The 14587-nt window shown below is 34.1% G+C and carries 13 protein-coding genes; 7 read left to right on the plus strand and 6 right to left on the minus strand.

Features of this window, described 5'->3' with window-relative positions:
* Positions 1–4: 4 nt before the first annotated feature.
* The gene (locus tag G440_RS0105175; protein ID WP_026450328.1) at positions 5–3433 is read right to left on the minus strand and encodes a toxin-antitoxin system YwqK family antitoxin; all 3429 of its coding nucleotides are present in this window, start codon (positions 3431–3433) and stop codon (positions 5–7) included.
* Positions 3434–3680: 247 nt separating this feature from the next.
* Here G440_RS0105175 and G440_RS0105180 point away from each other — a divergent pair, with 247 nt between their 5' ends.
* The 5 genes from G440_RS0105180 (at position 3681) to G440_RS21180 (ending at position 6913) form a co-directional block, all read left to right on the plus strand.
* A complete protein-coding gene (locus G440_RS0105180) occupies positions 3681–4139 on the plus strand; it encodes a hotdog fold thioesterase (protein WP_026450329.1) in 459 nt (152 codons plus the stop codon).
* A 377-nt stretch (positions 4140–4516) separates the two neighbouring features.
* Positions 4517–4831, plus strand: a complete 315-nt coding sequence (locus G440_RS0105185) for a thioredoxin family protein (RefSeq protein ID WP_026450330.1) — start codon at positions 4517–4519, stop codon at positions 4829–4831.
* 64 nt (positions 4832–4895) lie between these two features.
* Positions 4896–5798, plus strand: coding sequence for a DMT family transporter (locus tag G440_RS0105190; RefSeq protein WP_026450331.1), 903 nt, complete (start codon positions 4896–4898; stop codon positions 5796–5798).
* Between the two features lie 182 nt (positions 5799–5980).
* Entirely contained in the window at positions 5981–6529 is a 549-nt protein-coding gene (locus G440_RS0105195) for a hypothetical protein (RefSeq protein ID WP_026450332.1), read from the plus strand.
* 186 nt (positions 6530–6715) lie between these two features.
* Entirely contained in the window at positions 6716–6913 is a 198-nt protein-coding gene (locus G440_RS21180) for a hypothetical protein (protein WP_157417867.1), read from the plus strand.
* Positions 6914–7081: 168 nt separating this feature from the next.
* On the opposite strand, the gene G440_RS0105200 is transcribed toward G440_RS21180, so the two are convergent.
* The 5 genes from G440_RS0105200 to G440_RS0105225 all read right to left on the minus strand — a co-directional run bounded on the left by G440_RS0105200 (position 7082) and on the right by G440_RS0105225 (position 12089).
* Positions 7082–7675 carry an HD domain-containing protein gene (locus tag G440_RS0105200; RefSeq protein WP_026450333.1) on the minus strand — a complete coding sequence of 198 codons (594 nt, stop codon included), beginning with the start codon at positions 7673–7675 and terminating at the stop codon, positions 7082–7084.
* Position 7676: 1 nt separating this feature from the next.
* Positions 7677–8432 carry a COG4705 family protein gene (locus G440_RS0105205; RefSeq protein ID WP_026450334.1) on the minus strand — a complete coding sequence of 252 codons (756 nt, stop codon included), beginning with the start codon at positions 8430–8432 and terminating at the stop codon, positions 7677–7679.
* A gap of 66 nt (positions 8433–8498) precedes the next feature.
* Positions 8499–10448: an LTA synthase family protein gene (locus G440_RS0105210; protein ID WP_245574829.1), complete on the minus strand. Its 1950-nt coding sequence runs from the start codon at positions 10446–10448 to the stop codon at positions 8499–8501.
* 14 nt (positions 10449–10462) lie between these two features.
* Complete coding sequence (locus G440_RS0105215; RefSeq protein ID WP_026450336.1) at positions 10463–10822, minus strand: diacylglycerol kinase; 360 nt, start codon at positions 10820–10822, stop codon at positions 10463–10465.
* A 241-nt stretch (positions 10823–11063) separates the two neighbouring features.
* Positions 11064–12089, minus strand: a complete 1026-nt coding sequence (locus G440_RS0105225; protein ID WP_026450337.1) for a helix-turn-helix domain-containing protein — start codon at positions 12087–12089, stop codon at positions 11064–11066.
* 607 nt (positions 12090–12696) lie between these two features.
* On the opposite strand from G440_RS0105225, the gene G440_RS21395 reads away from it, so the two are divergent.
* Together G440_RS21395 and G440_RS0105235 are read left to right on the plus strand one after the other, a co-directional pair.
* Positions 12697–12882 carry an excisionase family DNA-binding protein gene (locus G440_RS21395; RefSeq protein WP_211228191.1) on the plus strand — a complete coding sequence of 62 codons (186 nt, stop codon included), beginning with the start codon at positions 12697–12699 and terminating at the stop codon, positions 12880–12882.
* Between the two features lie 294 nt (positions 12883–13176).
* Complete coding sequence (locus tag G440_RS0105235; protein ID WP_026450338.1) at positions 13177–14478, plus strand: amidohydrolase family protein; 1302 nt, start codon at positions 13177–13179, stop codon at positions 14476–14478.
* Positions 14479–14587: the final 109 nt, after the last annotated feature.

Consider the following 14587-nt stretch of genomic DNA (forward strand, 5'->3'; position numbering starts at 1 on the left):
TTGCTTAATTTTCTGAATAAAACTGAAGGATTAGTTTTTGCTTTTCTTCACTGAAGTTGATTCGAATTCTGTAGAAACCTTTACTTTCCAAAAAACGTTTTAAATCTTCAAAATTGATGATTTCGATTGAATTGTTCGGAATGAATTTATTTTCACCAGCTGTTTTCCCTTCAATCTCTATTTCAGCGGCAACAAAATTGGAACCTGCTAACATTTCAGTAGTCTTAGCTTTTAGGTGGATATTTTTCTCATTGTTTGTGTAAGTGAATTGTAGCTTAGCTTCTGTGATTTCAAAACCATAAAACCTGTCTATTTCATTTTTTATCAATGGAAAATCTGAAGTTCGAGGATGCCAAGAAGTCAATTCTGGTTCTATTCGCGGTTCTGCCTTTATTACTTCTACCTTAATAAAATCTTTTATGATGCCAGGGGTAAAGCAGGCATTTTTATCAGTTGCATAGTTTACATCGAGTTTCTCCTTCCGTAGATTAATGGATTTGGTGTCGAAGTAGCCGGTAAATTCTTTATTGTTTGAGGAGCTTTTTAAAGGACTGTTTTCTAAACTAATTGCAATCCGATTAGGTTGAAGGCTTCCATAGATAATCTCGTTTTTATTGTAATAATAATTAAAATTGACATCGAAGTTACTTATATAGCCTTCGGTTTTACACGGATTGAGATTGATTTTAATATGTTTGGCCAGCGGCAGGTAAAATGAGAATTCTTTAAATAAAAGTAGTTTCATACTTGAATGACCCGCGCTTTGATCATTGTCTGAGCGGAAATTGATAAAAAAAATCTTATCGTAGTTTAAGTCTTCAAAAGGAAGAAGGTAATCAGGGAAATAAGATGCAATTTTTTTATAATCACTTACTGATGATAGGGTTTGGGCAAACTTAATTTGCTCGTTGGGTAAAGATCTATCGTAGCAAGCGCAATCGGCTTCATCTTCAGCAAAAATTATAATTTCCCCTTCATTATAATGCAATATTTCATCTTTTCCATTAACATTGAAGTTGATCCATTCCCCATCTCGTTTTCTGGATTTAAAATGACCTCTTGTGAGTAACTTCCCTGCTTCATCATAGAGTTCGTAAACACCATTGGGTTCGTCATCTTTCATTTGATGAAAAGTTCGCATTTGCCCGTTTTCAAAATAAGCTTTTGATTCGCCTTCTCCAGTTCGAAGGTTTATTTCTCGAACATTTCTCAGTCTATTTCCCGAATAAAAACTTTTCGAAATGCGAATAGTATCTTTTCTTATACTTAGCAAATTACTGGAAAGCGTGTCACCTGTAGCCTCAAGATGAAGAGAGGTGTTGTTGCTGTAATTTTGCAATTCCTTTAATTTCCCGTTTGGGTAATACTCAAAATTTAAATCGGTTTTGCCTAAGGAGTCGTTGGTGGATTTTCTAATTAGTTTTCCAAATTCATCATATAGAAATGCTTCTTTTACGCGATGATTTGGATAATATTCTTGGCTACTCATTACGATTCCTCCGGATTTCTTTTTCAACCAAGTTCCTACCGGTTTTCCGTGCTCAAATTCATAATGTATAAGTGTGTCCTTGGAAACAGCGTCGTAAACTATCCATTTTCCATTTGGTAAACCTTTGTCGAATTCAATGCTGAAAAATGGGCTGCCATCTGCATATTTCCAATGGTGTTTGCCTTTTGTTTCGGCGGTTGTAACCAAGTCTTCAGTAAACCATTGCGGATTGGATTTTTTTGTAATTTCGGCAGATGTTTTAATTAGCTTTTTTTGCTTCTCTTCTTCAAATCTACCATTCGTTAATACTTGAACAACTTTGCCATTTTGGGTTAGACTTGCCGTTTGTAGGTTATAATCATCTTCGGCAATAAAGTGAATCCTTCTGAGTTGCTGGTTGCTAAAAAAATCATAGCCATATAGCGGATGGGAAGAATTGTTCATCCAAAGTACATCGGCGAGTTTTTGTTCTGGAAAAAAATCCAGTTTAAATACGCCGATTACATTTAAACTTTTTCGCAATCCATTCTCAAAATTTTCCTCTATGATATTATCTCCATCGCCTTTGGCATAAAACCTTCGCGATATTTTTCCGTTTTCGTCGTAGGTTTTATTCCATCCTATATATTTAGAATCTTTTGCATTGGATTGATAGTTGAAATCTTGATGAAGGGAACCGTTTTCATAAAAATTTTCAAGTTTTCCGTCGAGCACGCCATCTTTATAAAACATTGTTTTTTCAAGTTGACCATTGGCATAATAGACATTAAGAACCCCGTTTAAGAGTCCGTTTTTCCATTCGGCCTTTTTTTTCAATGCACCATCCTGCCAAGTTGTTTCTGTTCCCGTTTGCTGAGAAATACGCTTTTGGTCCACTTCTACAATTTCAAAATAGGCTTGGTAAACTAAATTTCCCTCCTTGTCCCAGCGTTCTTCCATTCCATCTTTTAGATCGTCCGTGTAGTTTTCACGTTTATATAGTTCTCCCGATTTATGAAAAAATGATTCCAGTGGGCCATTTTTCTTATAATTTCTCCAGTGTTCCACTCGTTCTTTCATTCCGTTTTGTTGGTAAACAATTATTTCACCCTCATAAACATTTTTGAGAATGCTATCGTTCACCATTATTTCTTGGTAGAATATTCCTTTACGTTGTGGCTTTCCATCATAGCCGAAATTGGAGTAAGGGCCGTGTTGCAAATCGTTTTTATAGGAAATTTCAGATTTTAAAGAGTTGGTTTTGTTCTTGTTGTATTCTTTACAGATGCCTTCTTTCTTGCCTTTTTTGTAATAACAGTCAGACGAAATATTGCCGTTATTATAAAAATATTTTATTCTGCCGTCCAAAACCGAGACCTCTTTTCCTTCTTCGTTGGTATGTATGATAAAGTTCTCATCACGCAGTAGAATTCCGCTGGCATCATAAGTTTTCTTTTTATTTATATGGAGTCCGTTTTTAAATCTCCCTTTTTCCCTCAGACTTCCGTTCGGATTATAAAGCCAATATTGTCCATCTTTTTTTCCATTTTTATAGTTGGTTTTGTCAACTAGCACCTCGTCGTTTTGATAGACTTTTCGAACTCCATCCAGCACCGACTTATCATCTTTCGGAATGGATTTGTAATGTTCAATTATTTGGCGGGATCCATCCCTTTGGAAATATTCTTTTTTACCGGATAACAACCCTTTTTTGAAATGGGCGATGGCACTCAAGTTTCCATTGCCACGAAATAGCTTTTGGACTCCATGTTTCTTTCCGTTTTTTATTTTACTTATTTCTAGAGTATCCTTGGAAGCATTTAAAACCAAGATTTGATTCTTTTCCCAAATGGTATCGCTTGGAACCTGATAAAGTGAATAGTCACCTGGCTGGGCAAAAGAGGTGGCTGCAAAAAGCGCGAGAATAAAGAAAAGTCCACAATGAAAGAGATATTGAAAGCGCATCGATTTTGGAATTTATAAAAACAAAGATATTGATCTCTGCTAAAGTTTGGTGCTGGGAATAGTAGTCAATTTACTTCTTTATTTCTTAAGTAAGGATATTTGATTCAATAGTCTTAAACATTGTTTCATCATCTAGGAATAGTAATTGCGGCTTTATTTTTACATTTGGAGGAATTTGAAAATAGAGTCTTCACTTTAAAAAATATAAAGATTTAGAAAATAGGGACTTATAAAATATAGAGCTAAAATGCACGAAGATAATTTTGAATTAATAAAATATACATTTGAAGATAGCATCCCAATGCATAAGTTTTTGGGATTAAAAATTGAACTACTCGAAAAAAATTTCGTCAGGATTACGGTGCCTTTTAGAAAGGAATTGGTGGGCGATTTTAGAAATAACCGATGGCACGGCGGTGTTATTGCAACTGTTATGGATTCCGTAGGTGGCGTGATTGGCGCGACGCATTTTACTTCCCTTGAAGATAAAATCTCCACTATCGATTTAAGAGTAGATTACCTGCGAGGCGCCGAACCTGAAGCGATTATGGTGGAAGGTAAAATCATTCGGTTTGGTAATAGAATCCTTGTTGCCAGAATGAAAGCATTTCAAAATGATAAGTTAATCGCCGAAGGGAAAGGGGTTTATAATTTTGTTAGAATGAACAATCCTAGCAATGAAAACGAAGATTCTCAAAATGAATAGTTGGATTGAAAACAGTTCCGAGGTTTCGAACTTACTTTAACTTGGGCCCAAAGTTCAGCCTCGAATGGCACTAATTTTCACGAATCTGCTAGCCGGTTCATTCTTTCCTTATAATGATGACGTAAATAGATTTCACGAATCTAATAGACTTTTAGTCTGTTTTGAATGCGTTATAGTATTAGTACAGAATCGTTTAGTCATATCTTTATCTTTGAATATTTTAGTTTAACTATCAAGTTGTTTCAAAACCAATTAGATGGTAGACTAAATTATTACTTTTTGAAAAACGAATATTAAGGCCAAACGATAAGAACTATTTCTTAAGAGAAGTCTGGAGTTCTAACGGGAAAAATTGAAAAGTTACAAATTTTTAAACAATGGATGTTGAAACTTTAAATAAATTGATTGCATCGGAACCAGCTGTAGCGGTTTACTTTTCTGCGCACAATTGTGGGGTTTGTCACGCTTTAAGACCGAAAGTGGAGGCCTTGTTTTCTAAAGAATTTCCAGCTGCAAAATTTATTCACATAGAAATTGATAAATCTCCTGGAGTTTCTGGAGAGTACGGTGTTTTCTCTGCGCCAACCTTATTGGTTTTCTTTGAAGGAAAAGAGTTTTTAAGGAAAGTTAGACTGATGGGAATTCAAGAATTACACGATATAATTGAACGACCTTATAAGATGGTGTTTTAACGTTGCCTACTCTTTGGACAGTCTTTTTATAAATCATACATTTAAACTTCTTAATAAGACTTAAATGAAAAATCAAAAACAGGCCTATATCTATGCGGGCGTCGCTGTTGTTTTATGGAGTACGGTTGCAACCAGTATGAAAATAGCGTTGCAAAGCTATAGCTTCTTACAATTGCTGTTTTGGTCTTCTGCAACTGCTTTATTGACATTGAGTATTCTCATGTTAGTCACTAAGAAATATGTTAATTTGGCTAAACTCCCTGCAAAAGCTTTTCTGAATTCAGCTTTTTATGGTGCCGTAAATCCGTTTTTGTATTATATCGTTTTGTTTAAGGCCTATGAACTGTTGCCTGCCCAAGAAGCGCAGGCCCTTAATTATACTTGGCCAATAATGCTCAGTTTATTGGCGGTGCCCTTGCTCAAACAAAAAATAGGGTTTAAAAATATAGTCGCAATTGGCATTAGCTTTATTGGAGTACTAATTATTGCCACTGGAGGAAACCTGATTAACCTATCGTTTACCAATGGGCAAGGTGTGATTTTCGGATTAGCTTCTGCTATTATCTGGGCCTTGTTTTGGATTTTTAATATTAAAGATGAACGCGATGAACTCAGTAAACTCTTCCTCAATTTTTTCTTCGGGTTTATATATATCCTTGTTGCCATACTCCTTACTTCAGAAATAGTCTTTATCGACTTAAAATCTTTTGGAGGAGCCGTATATGTAGGCTTTTTCGAAATGGGGATTACTTTTGTTATCTGGTCCATTGCCCTTAAAAAATCAACTACGGCTGCTAAGGTGAGTAATTTTGTTTATTTGGTGCCGTTTTTATCTTTGGTTGTAATCTATTTTGTGTTGGAAGAACCCATCGGACTCCCAACAATTATTGGGCTTTTCCTTATTGTTGGAGGACTTACTTTCGACAAGATAAGCTTTAAGCAATTGCGGTTTAGAAGTGGGAAATAGGTTTTCTTAGACATGAGACATGAGATTTGAGACGGATGTTCTTCGTTTTTAATGTCATTTCTACACTAAAAGGGATAGACTGTTTTGATGAATTCTTCTTTCATCAACATCTTGTTTTGCTGAGGTTTGCGATTGGAAGATGCATTTTGTAATTTATGGGCTACTAACTAAAACCCCAAATTATGAAAAGATCACTTCTATTATTCACAATCTTCATTCTAAACATTTCCTGTGGAAATTCTGAAAAATCAAAAGAAGGAATCAGTAGTTCCATTTTTAAATCTGAAATTGATTCTCCTTGCGAAATACTATCCGAATCCGAAATTAAAGACGCTTTAGGAATTCCAGCAGATGCAGAAACTACCATGGAGGAAAAGGAAAGAACTTTTCCCATGTGCAAGTATAAGTGGGAATCAGTTCCTTTTTCTGGCACTGTTGAGCTTCCTGGAATTGTAAAAACAAAGAAGAGTATCAGTCAACCTAAAGAGATGTATATTACTATGCTAAAGGACATGACCGATAAACAATTTGAACAAGCCACCTCCTATTATAAAGATGGTGTAAGCCTTGAGGGAATTGGGGAAATGGCCAAATGGAGCGCCAAAAAACGCCAAGTTACATTTCTGGCAGATGGGTATTTGGTTCACGTGTATTTAAGAACTTCCTCCGATGAAGCTGTCAATAAAGATGAGGTTATTAAAATGGCAAAATTGATTAGTGGGAAGTTTTAGAGTTTTGAGTTTTGAGTTGTGAGATTTTAGACTTGAGATTTGAGAGTCGCAAAAAGTACAAAGTCTTACCTGTATTTTGGGATATGAAAGATTTATTCTATGTGCGAACGTAAAGAAACCTACAATTTTATCTGTTTTTCTGAACTGGCTTATGAGTAGGAATCAACTGATAAAGAAAATGTAGAATTGAAAATAAAAAGAAGGCTGAAGTCACTAAATAAAGAGTATAACCAGTCAAGAATTGATAATATACAATTCTTAAGAAATGATTTGTTTGAAGAGATTGCGTTGCGAAATAAATCTAAGTATTTTGCAGGATCAAATGGAATGTATTTAGACATAGGTGATTTTAACTCAGGGGAAATGGTGATTGATTTTAAATAATATATGGATATAACCGAATTTGAACTGTTAATCATTTTTGAGTTTTCAATTTATCGGTTTTATGTTAGATAATTTTGAATAATCTGAAAAGAAATATATTTTGAAAACAAAGGACCAAACAATTATCACTTGCCAACTCCAGAACCTCATCAAGCAATTGATCATAGGTCATTTAAAAATTGTTTGTTGGAACTTAAGTATGTTTTCTGATTTCTGTTTGGCGAAAAGTTCACGAGCAACATCTGTATAGAAATGATGCGTTTTTAAAAATTTAAGATTTAGATCCGTCCATTCTTCATCAGTAAATATCAATCCCAAAAAGTTTGCCCATTCTTCTCGCAATTGAAGATTTTGTTCTAAAAAAGAGGCCATTCCTAAATGTGCTAAATCTGCATCGCAGATAATTTCCTCCAATAAGGTGGTTGGTTCTCTATTAATTTCGGTTGCCAAAATTATCTTTTCGATTGTTTTAATTTTATCTTCCGCATAGTTTTCTTTTTCCAAAAATTTTCGAGCGATAGAACAGCTCAACATTTCGTGTTGTCTATTAGTTTCGATATTTCCAACATCGTGGAAATAAGCTGAAATTAAAACCAGTTCTAAATCTTCTTCACTTAATTGAGATTTTACTGCAATTACTTCAACACTTTGCACAACATTTAAAGTGTGTTGGTAATTATGGAATTGCAATGATTTACACCTGCTTTTATTCAATAATTCTTCGCAATAGCTTCTAACCGTTTTCAATATGTCATTTTCCATTCTAATCCAATTTCTTTTTGTGGCTGTAAAACACCAAAAGCCCTAAAATAGTAATACTTATTAAAGTAGCAGGAATTGTACCTAGATTTAAACCACCTTGTGCAATGGGTTTGGTAAGCAAATCGCCGAAAGTGGCACCAAATGGACGCGTGAAGATGAAGGCAATCCAAAACAAAATAATATAGTTTATTTTTGTTACATAATGCAACAGAACAACTATTATAATAACTCCAGCTGTTACCATTGCACCTTGCAAATAACTCAATCCCACATTATCGCTTAAAAAATCGCCAAAAGCAGTACCAAGACTATTTGAAAAGAGAATTGCAGTCCAATAAAATAGTTCTACTTTTCTATTGAAAATAGGATAAACCTCAATTTTACCAATAGTTCTATGCCAAATCCATAATGTGTTTAGCAACAAAGTTATCAAAATTAAAGAACCGGCCAGATAACCTAGATGAAGCGTTCTGTCCATAAAATCTGATACTTCCGTGCCAACGGTTGTTGTGCCCACTATAACCAACCAAAACAAAATAGGAACATACTTTTTAGCCTTTAATTGGATAAATAATACAAGAATAAAAAACACCCCTGTAATTCCCAGTCCAAAAGCATAGCCTAATTGGAGTGTCTGTGCCAATAAATCGCCTAAAGTTTCACCTAAAGTTGTAGCGATGATTTTCATAACCCAAAATAGCAAAGTAATCTTCGCTACCTTGTTTAAATTACTTGTTGATTCGTTGATTTTTTCCATTTCATTATTTAATTGATATAAATTTTCCTTAATTCCATTTGATAAAGCCTTAAAGTAAGACACGTCTTATTTATGATTCATCAACTTGTTTTTGTATCTATAATCGTTCGTTTGGTAATAATCAATAATATCTTGTAAACGTTTAGAGTTGCTATTTTCAGAGATTAATGCGTTCGTTTTTTTATCGTATCTATAGAAATAGGACTTCTTTTGATCGCCTAATATGCTCAAGTTATTACCTCTTAACAATCCAAGTTTTCTATAGTTGCCAATAAAAGCTCTTTGTTGTGAGACATCGATGGTGTTTATGTCCATTCCGTAAAAATTAGAGGTATAATCCCATCCTAGATACCCAAACAAAGTTGGAAAAAAATCAATTTGAGAAGCTTGGGCTTTAATCTTTGTGTTTGGCGTATTTGGCAAATTGTAAATAATGGCCGGAATATGATATTTCCCTACATTCAACTCTCGTCTTCCAGCTGAACTTGAACAGTGGTCTGCCATAATTGCAATGACTGTATTGCTAAACCAAGGTTTATCTTTTATTTTATTTAGAAACTCGCCAATGGCAAAGTCGGTGTATTTAACCGCTCCATTTCTTCCGTTACCTGAAGGAATATCTATGGAGTTTTCTGGATAGGAATAAGGCCTGTGGTTAGAGGTGGTCATAATAAAATTGAAAAAAGGCTTGTTGACTTCAAAACTGAGGTCAGCTTCTTTTATAACCTGAGCATAAATATCTTGGTCAGAAATTCCCCAAGCATTTTCAAAATGTACATCTTCATCTTCAATGTTTTTTCTTTTTGCCTTAAAGGAATCGTCAAACAAATAGCCACGTCCTCTATCTACAATATCAAAACCATTACCTCCAAAAAAGTTGTTCATATTGTCAAAATAGCCATCACCTCCATAGAAAAAGGTTCGGCTGTAGCCCTTTTCTTTAAAAACATCCCCTATGTTATATAAATTGCTGTTTTCTTCACGCTTAACAATACTTCTCCCTGGGGACGGAGGAACAGAAAGCATAATGGCTTCCATACCTCGAACTGTTCTTGTTCCGGTGGCATAGATATTTTCAAAATAAACACTCTGATCAAGTAGTGAGTCTAAATTTGGGGTTAGCTTGTCTTTGTTTCCGAAATGCGTTAAAAAATTAGCATCGAAGCTTTCTAAACATATAAAAATGATATTTGGCTTTATTTCGGGATGATAACTTTTTATCTTTCTTTCAATGCTGAATTTATCGTTTGATAAAAAAGTAGCGTTTTGAGTGACTAGCTTTTCTTTTAAGCGGCTGAAAGATTGGTCAATATTCTGCGTTAAATAAAATTGGGTGTAGCTTAATTCATTATTTTGAAAAGCAGCAAAAAAGGAATAAATCCCCGCTTTTGAAATTTCATTTTCATATGTATTTTTTGACCATTCTGCATCAGAATTATGGATAAAAAAACCAAAGAATACAGGAATCAGAAGTCCGGTAATTAAGAACAAATGTTGAGCTTTGGTTCTATTGGTTGAAAAAGTTACACGAAATGCGCCTAATTTTTTTAGAATCAAAAATTGAAGGAATACAAGTGAAAATATGATAAGAAGAAGTAGCGGTATAGGATATGACTGGTTTATATTCTGAACAACTTCGTAGGTGTAAATCAAGTAATCAACAGCAATAAAATTGAATCGATTTTGAAACTCTTCCCAGAATGTAAATTCTGCAAAAAATGAAAACGTAAATATCAACGTAGTTATAAAGTAAAACCCATAAGTAAGGGTTTTATCGAATATATTTCCAATATATTTATTCGGAAACAAGAGTAAGTAAAGGACGTAAAAAATACTGAAGAATGAAATCACACCGATATCAAAGAACACGCCTGTAAATAAGATGCGTAGAAATCCAAATACGGTAAAATCAATCGCAGAAAAAGACCAAATATAAAATGCGAATCTTAGAATAAATGAAATAATTATAAACTGTAAAACAAACAAATTTAAAACCGATAGGCGGCTATTTTTCATCTTGTTAAGCATAGTTAAAAGAAATAAGGTAGATAGGTGATTAGGAAAATTGTTAAAAATGTAAAAGCAGCGAATGTCACAGCACCGGCAGCGACATCTTTAATAAATCCAATTCTTGGATGGTGCTCTTTATGGGTAAAATCTGCTAATTTTTCTAAAGAAGTATTTAAGCCTTCAACACTTAAAACCAAACCCATTCCAAGGCTTTGATTTATCCATTCTTGTTTCGATATACCTAAATAAAGTCCTAATAAAATTAGTAGCGAAAAAACAATTAATTGAGCTATTATGCTGTCTTCGGTGGTTAGTAATAAATAGAAACCCTTAAAGGCATATTTAAAACTTTGAAGGCGTCCTTTAATAAAATTATTCATTCAATTTTTTGATTATAGCTTTTTCATGTTTTACTCCAAAAAGGAAATTTCTACTGTTCGTTTTCTGAACAAAAAGAAAGGGATTGAACCTCTAAAAAAGAATGAGAAAAATGAAAGGGCGTGTAAATAATATGATTTGAACATGATGAAAATTGTTTTTCACTGTTCAAAGGACGTACAATTTGTAAGGGAAATTTAAGGGAAGATGTACAGAACAAGCTATCTGTACATGTAGACGGTTTTAAGACAGGGTTTTCTTATACTCCGTAGGCGTTAAGCCCTTGTGTTTCTTGAATGTAGCGTTAAAAGAGGATTTTGAGTTGAAGCCTACTTCATTAGCAATTGCTAAGAGTGTAAAATGGTCATTCTGGTGGTTTTTTAACCTTTTTATAAATTCTTCGACTCGATACTGATTAATAAAATCTTGAAAACTAACGTCCATATGTTCGTTCAAAACTTCGGAAATGTACTGACGTGGAATGTTTAGTTTTTCTGAAACATCGTGAATGGATAATTTGGCATTGAGATATAACTTGTCCTGTTCCATTGACTGGATTAAATCAGATTTGTATTTGGCAATCAACGTAGGATTTAGATTGGAGTTTTTGTACTTACTTATTTCGGTTTTAGGTAAAATATCATCGCTTTTCCCCAACAGTTTAAAGGCAATAAAATAGAATAAAAAAGCAACTACCAATAAAAGATAGGTGTTGAAATCCTGATTATAAAACAATGGTAATTCTGAAAATTCGAATGCTTTTAAAAGTTCATTTATGGAAGAAAGCACAAACAAAATTGCGATTGGAATAGCAAAATAAATTATCCAATGTTTCTTTTTGGTTGTAAGAATTGAATAGATAATTATGGACAAATAAACTACAAAAGTGAACTCGGTGAGGATCTCAAAAATTTCAACTATCAAATCTTCTTCATCCATTTTAATTTCAATGGCTTCTATTAAAAAGTAAATGATATTGGGAATAAAAAAGAGGAAATCGACTTTAGCGAATTTTTCTTTTCCGCTTTTGAAGTATCTAAAAAATAGAAAAAGAAAAGTTATAAAAAGTGAATTGTCAAAAAGGAACCAATCTGCACCCTCTTCGAATAAGTTATTTTGGTCATCTCCTAAAATATAGAACAGCACAGACACCAAACTTCCGAATAACAGCCAAAAGGTTGTCTTTTTATAGTCTTTACGATTGATAAACAAAACAGAAAGAACAAACAACCCTTGGAGTATCGCGATTATTTGAAGTGTTAGTAACATTGTTTTTGTAAATAATTTGGCAAGGTAGGAAATTATGTGGCTGGGATAACTGTTCCATACACTTTTAGGCCAACTACATAAACTAACGCAAAAAAGAATATTCCATTACATTGAAGAGGAACATATACAAGAAAACTTTTCAGATACTTTAGTGCTTTTAAAAACTAATTTAAATTTTAGCATTGAAAATTCTAGCATTCCTTTAACTTAAAACTTTTAACTTCACACTAGCACGCAAAAATTGATAATAAGTCACTTTGCAGTAAATTTGAGACTATAAAATCTAAAAGGAACCTCAAGATGATTTCCGCGATACTGCCTTTACACCAGACCTTATCCGTTATTTAAATATCGTTTCGATTATTTTGTTTGTTTCGATTATTTCGATTAAATTTAATTAAAAATAATAGTTATGTAAACCTTAATCAAAAGAACAACAAAAGAAGATCAAAAGATTGCTTTAAGCTCATTACAAGGATTTCAAGTTGTATCGGAAAGTATTAAATCTTCTCCAAAGCAAGGAGTCAAAATAAAAATACAAGAAACTGGAGAGTTTATAACTATTCCAAAAAAGGCTTTAACATTACTTTCTGCTATTATTCAGAATATGGCTGAAGGAAAAACGATTTCAATTGTTCCTTCAAATTCAGAAGTAAGTACACAGCAAGCTGCAGATATGTTGAATGTGTCAAGACCTCATTTAGTCAAGCTTTTAGAAGCTCAAAAAATTCCGTTTAAAAAAGTGGGAAGCCATAGGAGAATCCTGTTAAATGATATAATTGAATATAAATAACAACAAGCTAAACAGAGAGAAGCTCAACTCGATTTTTTATCCAATCAGGCTCAAAACTAAAAACTTGGTTACGAGTGATACATTCCCCAGACGGCGAAAGTTTGTAACCTACATCTTCCGTCCTAATCATATACACGGACTACAGTGCCGCAAACCTCTCGCTCGTAATCCAATCACTAACCAACTGTTGTTTTCCAACTTCGCACTACGCCAAACAATTGATAACTAATCCCTTTGTAGTATATTTGATATTAGAAAATCTAAAAAGAAGCCGATTTTCTTAACTTATCAAATATGCAAAAAGCCATCCTTTTAATCATTAGCCTCATTTTCTGCACGGCGCAGCAAGCATTTGCACAACAGGAAACTACCTACATAAAAGCTGGATTTTTATACAATAGCGAGCAAAACACCTTGCAGAAAAACAAAGTAATAGCGGTTAAGGGAAATAAAATTGTAAGCATAGGAGATTATAGTACAATTCCCCAAAATTCAAAAACCATAGATTTAACAGCTTATACTGTCCTTCCGGGATTGATAGACGCACATACGCACGTTCTTTTTTCGCAAGATGCCAATCAAGATTTTGCCGAGCATAGCATGCAAATGCTAACTATGGAAAGTGAGGCTTTAAGAACACTCAGAGGCTCTAAAAGAGCGAAGTCTTATCTAGATGTTGGGATAACAAGTATTAAGGACTTAGGTAATTCTGGACTTTTTCTGGATGTTGCGCTGCGAGATGCTATAAATGAAGGCACGATTGTAGGACCGCGGATCTTTGCTTCAGGCCCTATTATTTCTGCTACTGGCGGACAGATTTATGGGGTTAATCCTGCGCATCAACATTTGATAGATTTGGAATACAGAATTATAAAAAGTGAGGCGGACGCCAGAAATGCCGTGCGCGAGCATGTCAATCAGAAGGTGGATTTAATAAAGATTGCTACGGATAATATTCCGAATAATTCCGCACTTAGCGTTGCCGAAATGAAAAGTATCGTAAAGACTGCCCATGCATCCGGTCTCACGGTTACTGCACATTCCATTACCAACCAATCTGCTTACAATGCAATACAAGCAGGGGTAGATGGCATTGAACATGGGTTCAATCTCGCCGATTCTACTTTGACCCTAATGGCGAAGAAAAACGTGTTTCTTGTACCTACAGAAAACAGTCGCGCTTATTCGCTTATCTACAATAAACTCGCCGGCTTTGACGAGACAGATGTGGAATGGATTGACAATTATCTACAAAGAATGAAGGATAGGCTAAAGCGAGCAATAGCGAAGGGAGTGACTATAATTGCTGGTTCTGATAATTATACAGACATAGAAGTTACGCGTGGCAATTCTTCAAAAGATATGTTCCGCGCCTACTTTGAAATGAGGATGAAACCTTTGGATATTTTGCAATCTGCCACTTATCTTTCTGCGCTTCATTTTAATAAGGAAAATGAAATTGGGGTGCTGAAGCCAAATGCTTATGCAGATATTATTGCAGTGAAAGGAAGCTTAACAAATGATTTTCTTGAGACATTAAGCAATGTGGTATTTGTGATGAAGGATGGGGAGGTTTATGTTGAGAAATTTAATTAGTTTCAGAAGTGGTTTTCTTCTAAAAATTTAAGACAGAACATCTTGTTTTATAAATATTTAATTGCAATCAGTTGTAACACAGCTTATTTTCATGCGTCTTATTTACAAT

Origin of the sequence: Aequorivita capsosiphonis DSM 23843, assembly GCF_000429125.1 — a bacterium.
In the GTDB taxonomy this organism is placed as follows: domain Bacteria; phylum Bacteroidota; class Bacteroidia; order Flavobacteriales; family Flavobacteriaceae; genus Aequorivita; species Aequorivita capsosiphonis.

What these genes read in the sequence shown, in the direction of transcription:
- G440_RS0105225 (WP_026450337.1), bottom strand. Translation starts at nt 12,089, where the DNA reads ATGTTACTAACACTTCAAATAATCGCGATACTCCAAGGGTTGTTTGTT.
- G440_RS0105215 (WP_026450336.1), bottom strand. Translation starts at nt 10,822, where the DNA reads ATGAATAATTTTATTAAAGGACGCCTTCAAAGTTTTAAATATGCCTTT.
- G440_RS0105235 (WP_026450338.1), top strand. Translation starts at nt 13,177, where the DNA reads ATGCAAAAAGCCATCCTTTTAATCATTAGCCTCATTTTCTGCACGGCG.
- G440_RS0105195 (WP_026450332.1), top strand. Translation starts at nt 5,981, where the DNA reads ATGAAAAGATCACTTCTATTATTCACAATCTTCATTCTAAACATTTCC.
- G440_RS0105180 (WP_026450329.1), top strand. Translation starts at nt 3,681, where the DNA reads ATGCACGAAGATAATTTTGAATTAATAAAATATACATTTGAAGATAGC.
- G440_RS0105205 (WP_026450334.1), bottom strand. Translation starts at nt 8,432, where the DNA reads ATGGAAAAAATCAACGAATCAACAAGTAATTTAAACAAGGTAGCGAAG.
- G440_RS0105190 (WP_026450331.1), top strand. Translation starts at nt 4,896, where the DNA reads ATGAAAAATCAAAAACAGGCCTATATCTATGCGGGCGTCGCTGTTGTT.
- G440_RS0105175 (WP_026450328.1), bottom strand. Translation starts at nt 3,433, where the DNA reads ATGCGCTTTCAATATCTCTTTCATTGTGGACTTTTCTTTATTCTCGCG.
- G440_RS21395 (WP_211228191.1), top strand. Translation starts at nt 12,697, where the DNA reads ATGGCTGAAGGAAAAACGATTTCAATTGTTCCTTCAAATTCAGAAGTA.
- G440_RS0105185 (WP_026450330.1), top strand. Translation starts at nt 4,517, where the DNA reads ATGGATGTTGAAACTTTAAATAAATTGATTGCATCGGAACCAGCTGTA.
- G440_RS0105210 (WP_245574829.1), bottom strand. Translation starts at nt 10,448, where the DNA reads ATGAAAAATAGCCGCCTATCGGTTTTAAATTTGTTTGTTTTACAGTTT.
- G440_RS0105200 (WP_026450333.1), bottom strand. Translation starts at nt 7,675, where the DNA reads ATGGAAAATGACATATTGAAAACGGTTAGAAGCTATTGCGAAGAATTA.